Source organism: Amycolatopsis sp. NPDC051758 (assembly GCF_044453095.1).
GTDB lineage: Bacteria > Actinomycetota > Actinomycetes > Mycobacteriales > Pseudonocardiaceae > Amycolatopsis.
Window position 1 is genome coordinate 1 of sequence record NZ_JBITCJ010000017.1, and the last position, 15026, is coordinate 15026.

The 15026-nt window shown below is 70.1% G+C and carries 10 protein-coding genes; 5 read left to right on the forward strand and 5 right to left on the reverse strand.

The window, feature by feature from the left end; all coding sequences use genetic code 11:
* Positions 1 to 332 precede the first annotated feature (332 nt).
* The 3 genes from ACIA5G_RS47990 to dnaE all read right to left on the reverse strand — a co-directional run bounded on the left by ACIA5G_RS47990 (position 333) and on the right by dnaE (position 7100).
* Positions 333 to 1526, reverse strand: a complete 1194-nt coding sequence (locus ACIA5G_RS47990; protein ID WP_395936169.1) for a low temperature requirement protein A — start codon at positions 1524 to 1526, stop codon at positions 333 to 335.
* A 431-nt stretch (positions 1527 to 1957) separates the two neighbouring features.
* Complete coding sequence (locus ACIA5G_RS47995; RefSeq protein ID WP_395936171.1) at positions 1958 to 3442, reverse strand: MFS transporter; 1485 nt, start codon at positions 3440 to 3442, stop codon at positions 1958 to 1960.
* A gap of 73 nt (positions 3443 to 3515) precedes the next feature.
* Positions 3516 to 7100, reverse strand: a complete 3585-nt coding sequence (gene dnaE / locus ACIA5G_RS48000; protein WP_395936173.1) for a DNA polymerase III subunit alpha — start codon at positions 7098 to 7100, stop codon at positions 3516 to 3518.
* 475 nt (positions 7101 to 7575) lie between these two features.
* On the opposite strand from dnaE, the gene ACIA5G_RS48005 reads away from it, so the two are divergent.
* The 5 genes from ACIA5G_RS48005 (at position 7576) to ACIA5G_RS48025 (ending at position 13646) form a co-directional block, all read left to right on the forward strand.
* A complete protein-coding gene (locus ACIA5G_RS48005; protein WP_395936477.1) occupies positions 7576 to 8223 on the forward strand; it encodes a FadR/GntR family transcriptional regulator in 648 nt (215 codons plus the stop codon).
* On the forward strand, positions 8220 to 9638 hold the full coding sequence (locus ACIA5G_RS48010) for an amino acid permease (protein ID WP_395936175.1): 1419 nt from the start codon (positions 8220 to 8222) through the stop codon (positions 9636 to 9638). The genes ACIA5G_RS48005 and ACIA5G_RS48010 overlap by 4 nt, the downstream gene beginning before the upstream one ends.
* The gene (locus tag ACIA5G_RS48015) at positions 9635 to 10555 is read left to right on the forward strand and encodes an asparaginase (protein WP_395936177.1); all 921 of its coding nucleotides are present in this window, start codon (positions 9635 to 9637) and stop codon (positions 10553 to 10555) included. The genes ACIA5G_RS48010 and ACIA5G_RS48015 overlap by 4 nt, the downstream gene beginning before the upstream one ends.
* Positions 10555 to 11946, forward strand: a complete 1392-nt coding sequence (locus ACIA5G_RS48020; RefSeq protein WP_395936179.1) for an aspartate ammonia-lyase — start codon at positions 10555 to 10557, stop codon at positions 11944 to 11946. Before ACIA5G_RS48015 ends, ACIA5G_RS48020 begins: the two co-directional genes overlap by 1 nt.
* A gap of 74 nt (positions 11947 to 12020) precedes the next feature.
* A complete protein-coding gene (locus ACIA5G_RS48025; RefSeq protein ID WP_395936181.1) occupies positions 12021 to 13646 on the forward strand; it encodes a CocE/NonD family hydrolase in 1626 nt (541 codons plus the stop codon).
* On the opposite strand, the gene ACIA5G_RS48030 is transcribed toward ACIA5G_RS48025, so the two are convergent.
* A complete protein-coding gene (locus ACIA5G_RS48030; protein ID WP_395936183.1) occupies positions 13636 to 14388 on the reverse strand; it encodes a metallophosphoesterase in 753 nt (250 codons plus the stop codon). The genes ACIA5G_RS48025 and ACIA5G_RS48030 overlap by 11 nt on opposite strands.
* Positions 14385 to 15017: a GntR family transcriptional regulator gene (locus ACIA5G_RS48035; protein WP_395936185.1), complete on the reverse strand. Its 633-nt coding sequence runs from the start codon at positions 15015 to 15017 to the stop codon at positions 14385 to 14387. The genes ACIA5G_RS48030 and ACIA5G_RS48035 overlap by 4 nt, the downstream gene beginning before the upstream one ends.
* Positions 15018 to 15026: the final 9 nt, after the last annotated feature.

Sequence of the window (15026 nt, forward strand, 5' to 3'; positions counted from 1 at the left end):
ACTGCTCTCAAAGGAACCTCATACGAGGTTCATAAAATAAGCTCTACTGGCTTAGTTCACTAGCACACTGTTGAGTTCTCAAGCAACACACTCTGAATCTACCCGCGTTATCCGCGACTGAGATCCTCGATGTTTGTTTCAAGCTTTGTTCCGAGGCTACCACCTCGGTTCAGGACCACCCACTCTACCACCTTCGTGGGAGCTTGGTTCGTGGCCCCGGCGGCCGCCCGGTTTCCCTGGCGACTTGGAGAACTTTACATGCCCCGAAACGGCCTCGCACAGGGGGGTCCCTTTTTTCGCGCCAGGCCGCTGACCTGCACCGATCCGGCGCGCTACGGCTGGGGCTCGCCGTGGGTCGCGACGACCGTCAGGACGACGAGCGCGGCCACCAGCCCGGCGGCGACGTGGATCGGGGCCGGCACGAACGACGCGACGACGACGAGCACCGCCGTGACCGGGAAGCCGATGGCGATCGGGCGGCACTCGTTGGTCGGGCCGATGTGCAGCAGCCACACGCTCAGCAGGAAGACCGCCACCGGCAGCGTGGTCGCCATCGCCGCGCCCACGCCCCCGAGGCCGTGCAACGTGTGGGTGTCGTAGGCGACCGCCACCTCGAGGCCCGCGCCGACGGCCGCGGCGGACGCGAAGATGAAGTAGTGGCCGTACCCCCAGCTCATCGACGTGAACATGGTCGGCCGCCGGACGAGCCGCGCGTGCCCCGGCCGGTCGAAGTACAACCACCACATCGAGAACACCAGCACCAGCGCGGCCGCGGCCAGCGAGATCAGGGCGCCGATGTGCCCCGGCTCCGCGGCGCCCTCCTTGATCGCGTTCGTCGCACTGAGGATCACCTCGCCGAGCACGATCAGGGTGAACAGGCCGTACCGCTCGGCGATGTGGTGCGGGTGCCACGTGGTCCCCGCCCGGCTCTCCGCCCAGACCGGGACGGCCATCTCCAGGATCGCGAACACGAAGAACGCGACGGGCTGCAGACCGTGCGGCAGCCACAGGTAGCCCACCCACAGCACCTGGCAGACGGCGATCCCGGCGGCGTAGCGCAGGGCCGCCGGGCGGCAGCCGTGATCCGACCGCGCGGCTCGCAGCCACTGCACGACCATCGCGAGCCGCATCAGGACGTAGCCGGCGACCATCACGCGGAAGTCGCCCTCGAAGGCGCGCTCCACCCCGGCCGCCACGGTCAGGCCGCCGGCGATCTGCACCAGCGTGACCAGCCGGTACGGGACGTCGTCGGTGTCGAACGCCGAAGCGAACCAGCTGAAGTTCAGCCAGCCCCACCAGATCCCGAAGAACACCAGCACGAACGAGAACACGCCGTGGCCGACGTGCCCCTCGGCGAGCGCGTGGTGCAGCTGGGCGGCGGCCTGGCCGACGGCGACCACAAAACACAGGTCGAACAACAGCTCCAGCGGCGTCGCGACGCGGTGGTGCTCACTGCGGTCGCGCGACCGCATGGGCCGGTACCACATCCGGAGCCGGCTTCCCGGCCGCAACGGCTGCTCGGTCATCGGGACTCCCCGCGTCTGCCTCGGACGAACGCGTTCATCCCAGCATGATCACCGCGGAACAGGCGAGTGCGACACGAGCCGGGGGTGAAGACGGACGGGCCCGGTTCCCCCTCACCCGGGCCCGCCCGCCGCCGTCACGCGCCGGCGGGCACCGATGGGCAGCCCTTCCGCGAATGCCGGACGGTCCCCCGCGGACGCCGACATTCACTGGACGGAAGGTGACCGAGTGTGTCCATTCCCGCAAACTCCGGACGCCTCGATCGCTCAAGCCGGTCACCCCATCCCCGGGTGGCCGACCGATCGCCACTGTCGGTAGCCGAAGCCGCGCAGTGAAGGCTCCATAAGATCTACCCGGTTGCTCTGCGTAGCACCAGTGTCTTTCCGTGCTCGTCACTCGGATGGAGCATCGCAAATCTGCGGACAGTAGTTTCTCAGCCCCGTTGGACGTCCGCTGCGGAGGTGTGCGCCTCCCGGGCTTCGCGTTCCTGTTCGGAAGCCTGCTCACGGTGGCGCCGCGCCCGGAGCTCGGCGACGGCCAGCGCCAGTGCGCCGCACGTCAGGAGGGCCGCGCAGCTGAGCGCGACGGTGAGCGCCGTCGGATATCCGCTCGCCGCACCGACCACCGCACCGAACACCGACGCCAGCACGGCGGTGCCGATCGCCGTGCCGATCCGCTGTCCGGTCTGCAAAGCGCCACCCGCGACGCCGGCCATCCGGACCGGCACGCATTCCAGCGTCAACGTCGTGTTCGGCGAGATCACCATCCCGCCGCCCACCCCCGCGACCAGCAGCGGGAGCGCGAACGCCCAGCCCGCCGCGGCCGGCGGGACCAGCTCGGCGATCAGCGCGACCGCCAGCAGGCCGAGGGCGACGAGCGCCAGCCCGGTGACGGTGAGCTTGCGCCCGAAGCGCGGCACCAGTCGCCCGGCAATCGCCGCGGACACCGCCGAGCCGAGCGCGAACGGCGTAACCGACAACCCGGATTGCAACGGTGAGTAACCGAGACCCTGTTGGAAGAACATCGCGAAAACCAGCCAGATCCCGGCGAACCCGCAGAAGTAGAGCGCGCCGACCGACGCTCCGACGGCGTACCCCGGGGTGCCGGTGAACAGCCGGGTGTCCAGCAGCGGTGACCGGCCGTGCCGGACCACCCGGTGCTCCCAGCGCACAAAAGCCGTCCCGAAGACGAGCGCGATGGGGAACAGCCACCACAGCCGCACGAGCCCGCCCTGGTCGGACTCGACCACCGGGAGCAGCACGCCGAGCACCGCGACCGCGAGCAGGACGATCCCGACGAAGTCGATCTCGTCCCGGATCCGCAGGTGCCGTTTTTCGCTGCGGGGCAGCAGCCGCAGGGCCAGCCCGAACGCGAGGACGCCGATGGGGACGTTCACGTAGAACACCCAGCGCCAGCCGTCTTCGCCGCCGAAGACGGCGAGGATCACGCCGCCCAGGATGGGCCCGACCGCCGTCGAGATCCCGACCACGGCGCCGAACATCCCGAACGCGCGGCCGCGCTCGGCGCCGCGGAAGAGGTCCTGGATCAGCCCGGTGTTCTGCGGGGTGAGCATGCCCGCCGCCACCCCCTGGGCGAGCCGCGCGAGCACCAGCATCGTCTCGTTCGGCGCCGCGCCCGCCAGCGCGCTGGTGGCGACGAACGCGGCGAGGGCGCCGAGGAACATGGTCCGGCGGCCGAACGCGTCCCCGAGGCGGCCGCCGGTGACCAGGACCAGCCCGAACGCCAGCGCGTACCCGGAGACGACCCAGCGGATCCCGCCACTGCTCGCGTGCAGGCCGGACTGCATCGACGGCAGCGCGACGTTGACGATGCTGACGTCGAGCAGGCCCATGAACCCGGCCGTGAGCGAGACGGCGAGCGCCTTCCAGCGGCGAGGATCGGGTTCGTACGAAGTCATCCTGCCCAGGAAACACGAAGGGCGGGATCCGCGCGCGTTGTGCGCCCGCGGTCCCGCCCGTTTCGCGGTGAACCTACGTACTTGCCGTGATCCCGCGGATGCCCTTGAGCTCGCCGATCAGCATCGAGCTGACCTTCACCGGGTAGTCGTAGAGCGCGAACACCGTCTGGTTCCGGCCCACCAGCTTGAGGTGCACCGGGGTTTCACCCTTGTGGGCGAGCAGCGTGGACCGCAGCTCGCTCACCACCGACTGGTCGATCTTCTCCGCCGCCGCCAGCAGCATCAGGGGTGGCTCGTCGTCGCCGTTGCCCGTGCCGACTTCGGACAGGTCCAGCGTCGCGAGGCCGCCGCCGAAGACGGACATCTTGTCTTCGCGCCAGTTGATCCGGCCCTTGACCAGCACCGCGTTGTCCTCGATCAGCTCGCTCGAGAACAGTGCGTACGACTTCGGGAAGAAGAGCACCTCGAGGGACGCGTCCATGTCCTCGACCGTGCAGATCGCCCAGGGCTCGCCCTTCTTGTTGACCCGCCGCTCGAGCGCGGTGATCAGCCCGGAGATGACGATCTCGCCCTCCCGGGGCGGGTCGGCGAGGATGCCGGCGATCGGTTTCGGGGCGTGCTTGCGCAGGATCCGCTCGGCACCGTCCAGCGGGTGCGCGGAGACGTACAGGCCGAGCATCTCGCGCTCGTAGGCGAGCAGCTGCTTGCGCGGGTACTCCTCCTCACCGAACTTCAGGTGCGCGAGCGGCGACGACGAGGGCGCCGCTTCGTCGTCGTCCCCGCCGAAGCCGAACAGGTCGAACTGGCCCATCGCCTCCTGGCGCTTGAGCGGGACGACGGCTTCGACCGCGTCTTCGTGGACCTGGATCATCGAGAGCCGCGTGTGGCCGAGCGAGTCGAACCCGCCCGCCTTGATCAGCGACTCGATGACCCGCTTGTTGCAGGCCACGAGCTCGGACTTGTCGAGGAAGTCGGTGAAGGAGGCGTACTTGCCCTTCTCCTCGCGGGTCTTGATGACCGACTCGACGACGTTCGCGCCGACGTTGCGGACGGCACCCATGCCGAAGCGGATGTCTTCCCCGACGGCCGCGAACCGCAGGGCCGACTCGTTGACGTCCGGCGGCAGCACCTTGATGCCGAGCCGGCGGCACTCGGACAGGTAGACCGCCGACTTGTCCTTGTTGTCACCGACCGAGGTGAGCAGGGCGGCCATGTACTCGGGGGTGAAGTTCGCCTTGAGGTACGCCGTCCAGTAGGAGACCAGGCCGTACGCGGCCGCGTGGCTCTTGTTGAACGCGTAGCCGGCGAACGGGAGGATCGTGTCCCAGAGCGCCTTGACGGCCTCGGCGGAGAACCCGCCCGGGACCAGGTCGCTGGCCTTCATCCCGGCCTCGAAGCCCTCGTACTCGAGGTCGAGGACTTCCTTCTTCTTCTTGCCCATCGCGCGGCGGAGCACGTCCGCGCGACCCATCGTGTAGCCGGCCACCTTCTGGCCGATGTGCATGATCTGCTCTTGGTACACGATCAGGCCGTAGGTGTCGGCCAGGATCTCCCGCAGCGGCTCGTCGAGCTCCGGGTGGATCGGCTTGACCTTCTGCCGGTTGTTCTTCCGGTCGGCGTAGTCGTTGTGCGCGTTCATGCCCATCGGGCCGGGGCGGTAGAGCGCGCCGACCGCGACGATGTCGTCGAACACCGTGGGCTCCATGCGGCGCAGCAGGTCGCGCATGGGCCCGCCGTCCAGCTGGAACACGCCGAGCGTGTCGCCGCGGGCGAGCAGCTTGTAGGTCTCCGGGTCCTCGACGCCCAGGGTGTCGAGGTCGATGTCGATCCCGCGGTTGGCCTTGATGTTGTCGATCGCGTCGCCGATGACCGTCAGGTTCCGCAGGCCCAGGAAGTCCATCTTCAGCAGGCCGATGGCCTCGCACGACGGGTAGTCCCAGCCGGTGATGATCGAGCCGTCGTCACGCTGCCAGAGCGGGATCGCGTCGGTCAGCGGGTCGCACGACATGATGACCGCGCAGGCGTGCACACCCGCGTTGCGGATCAGGCCCTCGAGGCCGCGGGCGGTCTCGAAGATCGTCTTGCACTCTTCGTCGGTCTCGACGAGCGCGCGGACCTCGGCGGCTTCGCCGTAGCGCTCGTGCTTCGAGTCGACGATGCCCGAGAGCGGGATGTCCTTCGCCATGATCGGCGGCGGCAGCGCCTTGGAGATCTTGTCCGCGATCGCGTACCCCGGCTGGCCGAAGTGGACCCTCGCGGAGTCCTTGATCGCCGCCTTGGTCTTGATGGTGCCGAAGGTGATGACCTGGGCGACCTTGTCCGCGCCGTACTTGTCCGTGGCGTACCGGATCATTTCGCCGCGCCGGCGGTCGTCGAAGTCGATGTCGATATCGGGCATCGAGACGCGCTCGGGGTTCAGGAACCGCTCGAACAGCAGCTTCTGCGGGATCGGGTCCAGGTTGGTGATGCCGAGGACGTACGCGACGAGCGAGCCGGCGGCGGAACCACGGCCGGGGCCGACGCGGATGCCGACCTTGCGGGCGTAGCTGATGAGGTCGGCGACGATCAGGAAGTAGGCCGGGAAGCCCTTCCCGATGATGACGTCGAGCTCCTTCTCGATCCGCTCGTCGTACCCCTCGGGCGGACCGCCCGGGAAACGCCACGCCAGGCCCTTCGCGACCTCTTCGCGCAGCCAGCCGCCCTGGTCGTAGCCTTCCGGCACCTCGAAGAACGGCAGCCGGTCCTTGTGCGCGTAGACGTCTTCGTAGGACTCGACGCGCTCGGCGATCAGCAGCGTGTTGTCGGCCGCGCCGGGGACCTCCTTGTCCCAGTACTCGCGCATCTCGGCGGCGGCCTTGAGGTAGTAACCGTCCCCGTCGAACTTGAACCGGGTCGGGTCGTTGAGGGTCTTGCCGGCCTGGACGCACAGCAGCGCGGAGTGCGTGTCCGCCTGGTCCTTGGTGACGTAGTGCGAGTCGTTCGTCGCGATCGGCTTGAGGTCGAGGAGCCGGCCGACCTCGAGGAGGCCCTCGCGGACCGACCGCTCGATCGGCAGGCCGTGGTCCATCAGCTCGAGGAAGAAGTTGTCCGCGCCGAAGATGTCCTTGTAGTCGGACGCGGCCTGGATCGCCGCTTCCTTCTGGCCCAGCCGCAGCCGGGTCTGCACCTCGCCCGACGGGCAGCCGGTGGTCGCGATGATCCCCGAGTGGTTCTCCGAGATCAGCTCGCGGTCCATCCGGGGCTTGCGGTAGTAACCCTGCATGCTGGCCAGCGAGGACAGCTTGAAGAGGTTCCGCAGGCCGGTGGCGTTCTGCGCGAGCATCGTCATGTGGGTGTACGCACCGGCGCCCGAGACGTCGCCGCCCTCACCCAGTTCGTCGGAGCCGCGCTGGTTCGACTGGCCCCAGAAGACCGGCTTCTTGTGGAACCGGCTCTCCGGCGCGACGTAGGCCTCGATGCCGATGATCGGCTTGAGGCCGTGCTTCTTCGACTGCTGGTAGAACTCGTCGCCGCCGTACATGTTGCCGTGGTCGGTCATGCCGACCGCGGGCATGCCGAGGCGCGCCGCTTCCGCGAAGAGGGGAGCGATCTTCGCCGCACCGTCGAGCATCGAGTACTCGGTGTGGACGTGCAGGTGGACGAAGGAATCGTTCGACACCAGCGAAAACCTCCCCTAGGTGAATGGGACCGGCTGCGCCCGGGTCCCTCACCCTAACCCGTGGCACCGACAGTCCTCGAACGTGCTGCCCGCGGTCGATTCTGCTCCTCGCGGGAGCCGTTCCGCCGTTGCGACGCGCCCCCTCTTCGGGCGGTGATGATCACCGCCACGCGCCGCTGCCGGACGGTCACGGGAAGGGGTCGTGGAGCGGGTTCGCGCCGTTGCGTCCGGGTGGTCTCCGGTCCGCTTGGGAGTTGGCGCTCACGGGAGGGGTCGAAGAAGGCTCGGCCGATGCCATGAACGACTCGTTCATAGCGCCGGACGTCATGAACGAGTCGTTCATGACGTCCGGTGAGGTGGACCACAGCCGCCCGGGCTCGCGTTGACACCGCCGCTCCCGGCACCGAGCATCAGCCGGATGAACCTGTCTGACAGCCAGACAGCCGGACAAGGTGGTCCCCGGCGGATCAGCGCCATGGAAGCCGTGCTGGCCCACCTGCGGCGGCTGATCGAAAACGGCGAGTACGCCGTCGGCGGCAAGCTGCCGTCCGAAGCCGCCCTGAGCAGGGAGTTCGAGGTCAGCCGGTCGGTCGTCCGGGAAGCTCTGCGCGGCCTTCAAGCCCTCGGCATGACCGAGTCCAAGACCGGCAAGGGCACGTTCGTCACCGCCACCGGGCCCGCCGACAACCCCACCTTCGGGCCCTACTCCGCCCGCGACCTCATCGAGGTGCGGCGCCACGTCGAGATCCCGGTCGCCGGTTATGCCGCACTGAGACGCGACCAGGACCACCTCGACCTGCTCGCCCACCTGCTCGACCGGATGGACGCCGAGACCGACAACACCGCCTGGGTCGCGCTCGACTCGCTCTTCCACATCACCATCGCCCAGGCCTCGGGCAACCCCGTCTTCGGGAAGGTGATCGAGGAGATCCGCGACGCGCTGGCCCGCCAGTCCGCCTTCCTCAACCAGCTCGGCGGCCGGCGCACGCAGTCGAACGCCGAGCACCGGGAGATCGTCACGGCGATCGAGAGCGGCTCCGAAGCGGAAGCCGTCGCCGCGATGACCGCGCACCTCACGCACGTCGAAAACACGCTCACCAGCATCGTGAACGGGGACCAGTGACCGAACAGACCCTCACCCAGTCCGTGGACGCCGGTGACGCCGGCTACCACAAGGCCCTGAAGCCCCGGCACGTGAACATGATCGCGATCGGCGGCGCCATCGGCACCGGGCTGTTCCTCGGCGCCGGCGGGCGGCTCGCCCAAGCCGGGCCGGCGCTGGCGATCGTCTACGCCGTCTGCGGGCTCTTCGCCTTCTTCGTCGTCCGCGCGCTCGGCGAGCTGATCCTGTACCGGCCCTCCAGCGGCGCCTTCGTCTCCTACGCGCGTGAGTTCATGGGTGAGAAGGGCGCGTACGTCGCCGGCTGGATGCACTTCCTGAACTGGTCGACGACCGGCATCGCCGACATCACGGCGATCGCGCTCTACGCGCACTTCTGGTCGTTCTTCACGCCGATCCCGCAGTGGGTGCTCGCGCTGATCGCGCTGGCCGTCGTGCTGACGCTGAACCTGGTCTCGGTGAAGCTGTTCGGCGAGATGGAGTTCTGGTTCGCCATCGTCAAGGTCGCCGCGCTCGTGCTGTTCATGGTGATCGGCATCGTGCTGCTGGCCACGCAGACGCCGATCGACGGCGTCGCCGGCGGGCCGCAGCTGATCACCGACCACGGCGGGATCTTCCCGGCCGGGCTGCTGCCGATGGTCATGATCGTGCAGGGCGTGGTGTTCGCCTACGCCTCGGTCGAGCTGGTCGGCGTCGCCGCGGGCGAGACCGAGAACCCGGAGAAGATCATGCCGAAGGCGATCAACTCCATCATGTGGCGCATCGCGGTGTTCTACGTCGGCTCGGTCGTGCTGCTGGCGATGCTGCTGCCGTGGAGCTCCTACACCAAGGACCAGAGCCCGTTCGTCACCGTGCTCTCGCACCTGGGCGTGCCGGCCGCGGACAGCGTGATGAACCTGGTCGTGCTCACCGCGGCGCTGTCCAGCCTGAACTCCGGCCTCTACTCCACCGGCCGGATCCTGCGTTCGATGGCGATGGCCGGCTCGGCGCCGAAGTTCACCGGCGTGATGAACCGCAACCACGTGCCCTACGGCGGGATCCTGCTCACCGCGGCCGTCTGCGTGCTCGGCGTCGGGCTCAACTACCTGGTGCCGAAGGACGCCTTCGACATCGTGCTGAACTTCGCCGCGATCGGCATCCTCGCCACCTGGGCCATCATCGTGCTCTGCCACCTGCTGTTCGTGCGCAAGGCGAAGCGCGACGGTTTCGAGCGGCCCTCGTTCCGGCTGCCGTTCTCGCCGTACACCGAGATCGCGACGCTGGTGTTCCTCGCCGCCGTCGTGGTGCTGATGGGCTTCGACGAGACCGGCCGGATCACCCTCCTGGCGCTGCCCGCGATCCTCGTCGCGCTGGTCGTGGGCTGGTTCGTGGTGCGCAAGCGGATCGACATGCGCGCGTTCGACGAGGAGGGCGTGTGAACCACGAACCCCTGGTCGAGCTGGTGCGCGACGGGCTGGTCGAAGGTGTCCACCACGGCTCCGCGATCGTGCTCGCCCCGGACGGCACCACGCGCTTCGCGGCGGGTGACCCGGACGCCCCGATGTACCCGCGGTCGACGGCGAAACCGCTGCAGGCCACGGCGATGGCGCGGCTCGGGCTGCGCCTCTCCCCCGCCGGGTTCGCGATCGCGGCGGCCAGCCACTCCGGCGAGCCGATGCACCTCGACGCGGCGTCGGCGGTGCTCGACGGGCGCTCGCCGGACGTGCTCGGCAACCCGGCGGACTTCCCGTACGACCCGGTCGAGCGCGACCGCTGGCTCGCCACCGGCCAGGCCCCGAGCCGGCTGGCGCACAACTGCTCCGGCAAGCACGCGGCGATGCTCGCGACGTGCGACCTGAACGGCTGGCGCCCGGACGGCTACCTCGACCCGGCCCACCCGCTGCAGCGCGCGATCGCCGCCACCTTCGAAGACCTGACCGGCCGGCCCGTCGCGCGGGTCGCGGTGGACGGCTGCGGCGCGCCGCTGTTCGCGACGACGTTGCGCGGGCTCGCCACGGCCGTGTCGAAGATCGCCACCGCCGCGCCCGGCACCCCGGACCACCTGGTGGCCGAGGGCATCCGCGCGCACCCGGACCTGGTCGGCGGCAGCCGCCGCGACGTCACCGCCGTCATGCGCGCGGTGCCCGGGCTGATCGCGAAGGACGGCTTCGAGGCCGTCCAGGTCGCCGCGCTGCCGGACGGCACGGCGATCGCGTTCAAGATCGCCGACGGCGGTGACCGGGCGCGCCTGCCGGTGCTGGCCGCCGCGCTGCAGCTGTGCGGGGTGACCGTGCCCGGCGGCCCGGAAAACCTGCGTGTCACCGGAAAACTGGCCGCTACAGCAGGGAGCCTGTGATGACCATTCGCCGCGAACACGACCTGCTGGGCGACAAGGACGTCCCCGCCGGCGCGTACTGGGGTGTGCACACCGCACGGGCCCGCGAGAACTTCCCGATCACCGGCACCACGATCGCCGCCTACCCGCACCTGATCGCGGCCCTGGCCTCGGTCAAGGAGGCCGCGGCGCGCGCCAACGCCGAGCTGGGCCTGCTGAAACCCGAGATCGCGGACGCCATCGGCCGGGCCTGCCGGGAAATCCGCGAAGGCGCGCTGCACGGCGAGTTCGTCGTCGACGTCATCCAGGGCGGCGCCGGGACGTCGACCAACATGAACGCCAACGAGGTGATCGCCAACCGGGCCCTCGAGCTGCTCGGGCACGCCAAGGGCGACTACCACGTGGTGCACCCCAACGAGCACGTCAACCTCGGGCAGTCCACCAACGACGCCTACCCGACCGCGGTGAACGTCGCGACGATCATCGCCGTGCACGAGCTGTCCGACGCGATGATCGTGCTGGAGCAGGCGTTCGCGGCCAAGGCCGTCGAGTTCCACGACGTGCTGAAGATGGGCCGCACGCAGCTGCAGGACGCCGTGCCGATGACGCTCGGCCAGGAGTTCGGCACCTACGCGGTGATGCTCGGCGAGGACCGGCTGCGGCTGACCGAAGCGGTGGCGCTGCTGCACGAGATCAACCTCGGCGCGACCGCGATCGGCACCGGGCTCAACGCCGCGCCGGGGTACGCCGAAGCCGCGTGCCGCCACCTGCGCGAGATCACCGGCCTGCCGGTCGTCACCGCCGCGGACCTGGTCGAGGCGACCCAGGACTGCGGCGCGTTCGTGCACCTGTCCGGTGTGCTCAAGCGGATCGCCGTGAAGCTGTCGAAGAGCTGCAACGACCTGCGGCTGCTGTCGTCCGGGCCGCGCGCCGGGCTCAACGAGATCAACCTGCCGCCGGTGCAGGCCGGGTCGTCGATCATGCCCGGCAAGATCAACCCGGTGATCCCCGAGGTGGTCAACCAGGTCGCGTTCGAGGTGATCGGCAACGACGTCACCGTGACCATGGCCGCCGAGGCCGGGCAGCTGCAGCTCAACGCGTTCGAGCCGATCATCCTGCACTCGCTGTCGGAGAGCATCACGCACCTGGGCGCGGCCTGCCGGGTGCTGGCCGAGCGGTGCGTCGCCGGGGTCACGGCGAACGTCGACGTCCTGCGCGGGTACGTCGAGAATTCGATCGGCCTGGTGACCGCGCTGAACCCGGCCATCGGCTACGCGGCCGCGACGGAGATCGCGAAGGAAGCCCTGGAGACTGGGCGGGGTGTCGCCGAGCTCGTGGTCGAGAAGGGCTTGCTCCCCGCCGAGGAGCTCGCGAAGCTGCTGCGCCCGGAGACCCTCGCCCGGTTGAGTTAGCGGGCGGCGGGCGCGTTCAGCAGCCGGTATCGTCGATCCGGAAGGTACGACTCCACTTCGGAAGGCGGACACGCGTGCTGGACCGACTTGTCGACAAGATGCTCGGGCTGCCCCCGGCCGAGGGCCCGAAACCGGTCATCACCCGCGACCTGCCGGTGCCGATGCCCGACGGCGTCACGCTGCTCGCCGACCGGTACGCCCCGGCCGGCACGACGTCCGCGCCGGTGGTGCTGATCCGCACGCCGTACGGGCGCAAGGGCCTGCTTTCGAAGCTCTTCGGCGACACGTTCGCCCGGCACGGCCTGCAGACGGTCATCCAGAGCACCCGCGGCTCGTTCGGCTCCGGCGGCGAGTTCCGGCCGTTCCACCTCGAGCGCGAAGACGGCGTCGCCACCGCCGAGTGGCTGCGCGCGCAGCCGTGGTGCGACGGGCAGCTCGGGATGGCGGGCGCCAGCTACCTCGGGCACACGCAGTGGGCGGTCGGGCCGTACCTCGACCCGCCCCTCAAAGCGATGTGCCTCGGCGTGACGGCGTCGGAGTTCGTCTCGACGTTCTACCCGGGCGGGGTGCTCGCGGCGGACAACATGGTGTCGTGGTCGGCGATGATCGGCCGGCAGGAAGAACGCTTCGCCGCGCTCCCGAACCCGCTGCAGAAGCGCAAGACGCGGAAGGCGATGTCGTTCCTGCCGCTGAGCCGCGCCGACGTCGCCGCGATCGGGAAGCCGGTGCAGTTCCTCCAGGACATCACCGAGCACTTCGTGCCGGACGACGCCTACTGGGCCATGTCCGACCACAGCGCCGAAGTCGAGCAGCTCGACGTGCCGGTGTCGATGGTCACCGGCTGGTACGACCTGTTCATCGGCTCGCAGCTGAAGGACTTCCGGCGGCTCGCCGAGGCGGGCAAGCAGCCCCGCCTCACCATCGGCCCGTGGGCGCACGGCGAGCCGGCGAGCATGCGCCCGATGATCCAGGACCAGCTCGGCTTCCTGCGCGCCCACCTGCTCGGCGACCGCACGCAGCTGCAGCGCGCGCCGGTCCGGCTGTTCCTGCAGGGCGCCGGCACCTGGCTGGACTTCGAGTCGTGGCCGCCGCCCGCGACGGCGACCGCGTCCCACCTGCGGCCGATCGGCGGGCTCGGCGAGAGCGTCGGCGGCGAGGCGCTGCCGACGACGTTCACCTACGACCCGGCGGACCCGACCCCGGCGGTCGGCGGCCCGCTGCTGACCGGCGACTGGAAGCAGAAGGACAACCAGGAAGTCGAAGCGCGGCCGGACGTGCTGGTGTTCACCGGCGAGCCGCTGCCGTCGGAGCTGGACGTCATCGGCGAGGTGTCCGCGACCGTGCACGTGCGCACCGAGCTCGGGCACGCCGACGTCTACGTCCGGCTCTGCGATGTCGACACGAGCGGCGTGTCCCGCAACGTCACCGACGGCATCCTCCGGCTGCGGCCGGGCTTCCCGGCGGCCGACGCGGACGGCGTGGTGCCGGCGGAGATCACGCTCGACCCGACGGCCTACCGCTTCCGCCGCGGCCACCGGCTGCGGATCCAGGTCGCGGGCGGCGCGTTCCCCCGCTTCGCGCGCAACCACGGGACCGGGGAGCCGATCACCGAAGCGGTGGACGGCAAGCCGAACCGGTTCGAGATCTTCCACGACGCGGCGCGGCCGTCGCGGATCACGCTGCCGGTGTTCACCGGCTGACGACGCGGTGGTGCGTGGTGACCCGGCCGTCGTCGTGCAGGACGTGCAGCAGCAGCGACGGCGGCCAGTCGTGGTCCAGCGCTCCGCCTTCGTCCCAGCCGCGGCCGCCGCCCGGCTCGACCGGCAGCAGTGAGCTCGAAACCACGCCGGGGGCGATGCGCAGCGGCACACCGGCGAACGTCGTCGACGCGCCGGTGTGCACGTGCCCGGCCAGCAGCGCCGCCACGCGGGGATGGCGGCGCAGCACCGAAGCCAGCCGCTCCTCGCCCGACTGCCGGATCGCGTCGACCAGCGGCATGCCGACCGCCACCGGCGGGTGGTGGAACGCGACGAACGCCGGGCCGTCACCCCCGGAAAGGACTCCGTCGAGCCACTCGATCGTCTCGTCGGCGAGGAAACCCGCGCCGCGGCCGGGAATCGTCGAGTCGCACATCGCGAACAGCACACCGCCGACCTCCTGCGCGAGGTCGATCGGCTCGTCGGACGGCGGCAGCCCGAGCAAGCCGGCGCGGAACTCCGCGCGGACGTCGTGGTTGCCCGGGCACACCAGCACCGGCGCCGGGTGCTTCAGCAGCTCGGCGGCGCGCGCGTACTCCGCGGCCGCGCCGTGGTCGGCGATGTCGCCGGTGACGACGACCGCGTCGACGGCCAGTCCGGCCAGATAGCCCATCACGGCAGCAACACGTTCTTCCGCGCGTGCTTCGCCGTCGAGGTGCAGGTCGCTCAGGTGCGCGATGATCATCTTTCGTCCTTCCCCAGGTACGCCAGCGCTTTCACCCAGTTGCGGACGAGCACCGCGGACGCGGCCGGCAGGTCGCCGTCCCGCAGCGCCGCGGCGATCCGGCGGTGCTCGCCGATGCTCTCCCCGGCGCGCGCGGCACCGCCGAAGTAGCACGATTCGTACCGCTTGAGCAGCGGCTTGGTCTGCCCGATCAGCCGCAGCAGGTGCGGGTTCGGGCAGCGGGACAGCAGCAGCGCGTGCCACCGGTCGTCCACTTCGGACAGATCGCCGCCCCGCTCCAGCGTCTCCGCCATCTCGTCGGCGACGGCGTCGAGCGCGTCCGGCAGGCCGGCCAGCTCCAGCGGCGACGTCCAGCGCAGCGCGAGAGCCTCGAGTTCGGCCACCAGCGGGTAGAGCCGGCGCGCCTCGTCCGGGTCGAACGGCGGCACCAGGAACCCGCGGCCCGGCGCGGAGACGAGCAGGCCACGGTCGGCGAGCCCGATCAGCGCCTCCCGCAGCGGCGTCCGGCTGACCCCCAGCTCGCGGGCCAGGTGGACCTCGTTGACGCGGGCGCCGGCGGCGAACCGCCCGTCGAGCACGCGGGTGGTGATCTCCTCGATGAGGTCGCTGCGCAGAGGGGTCCGGGCCATGGCGGCAGT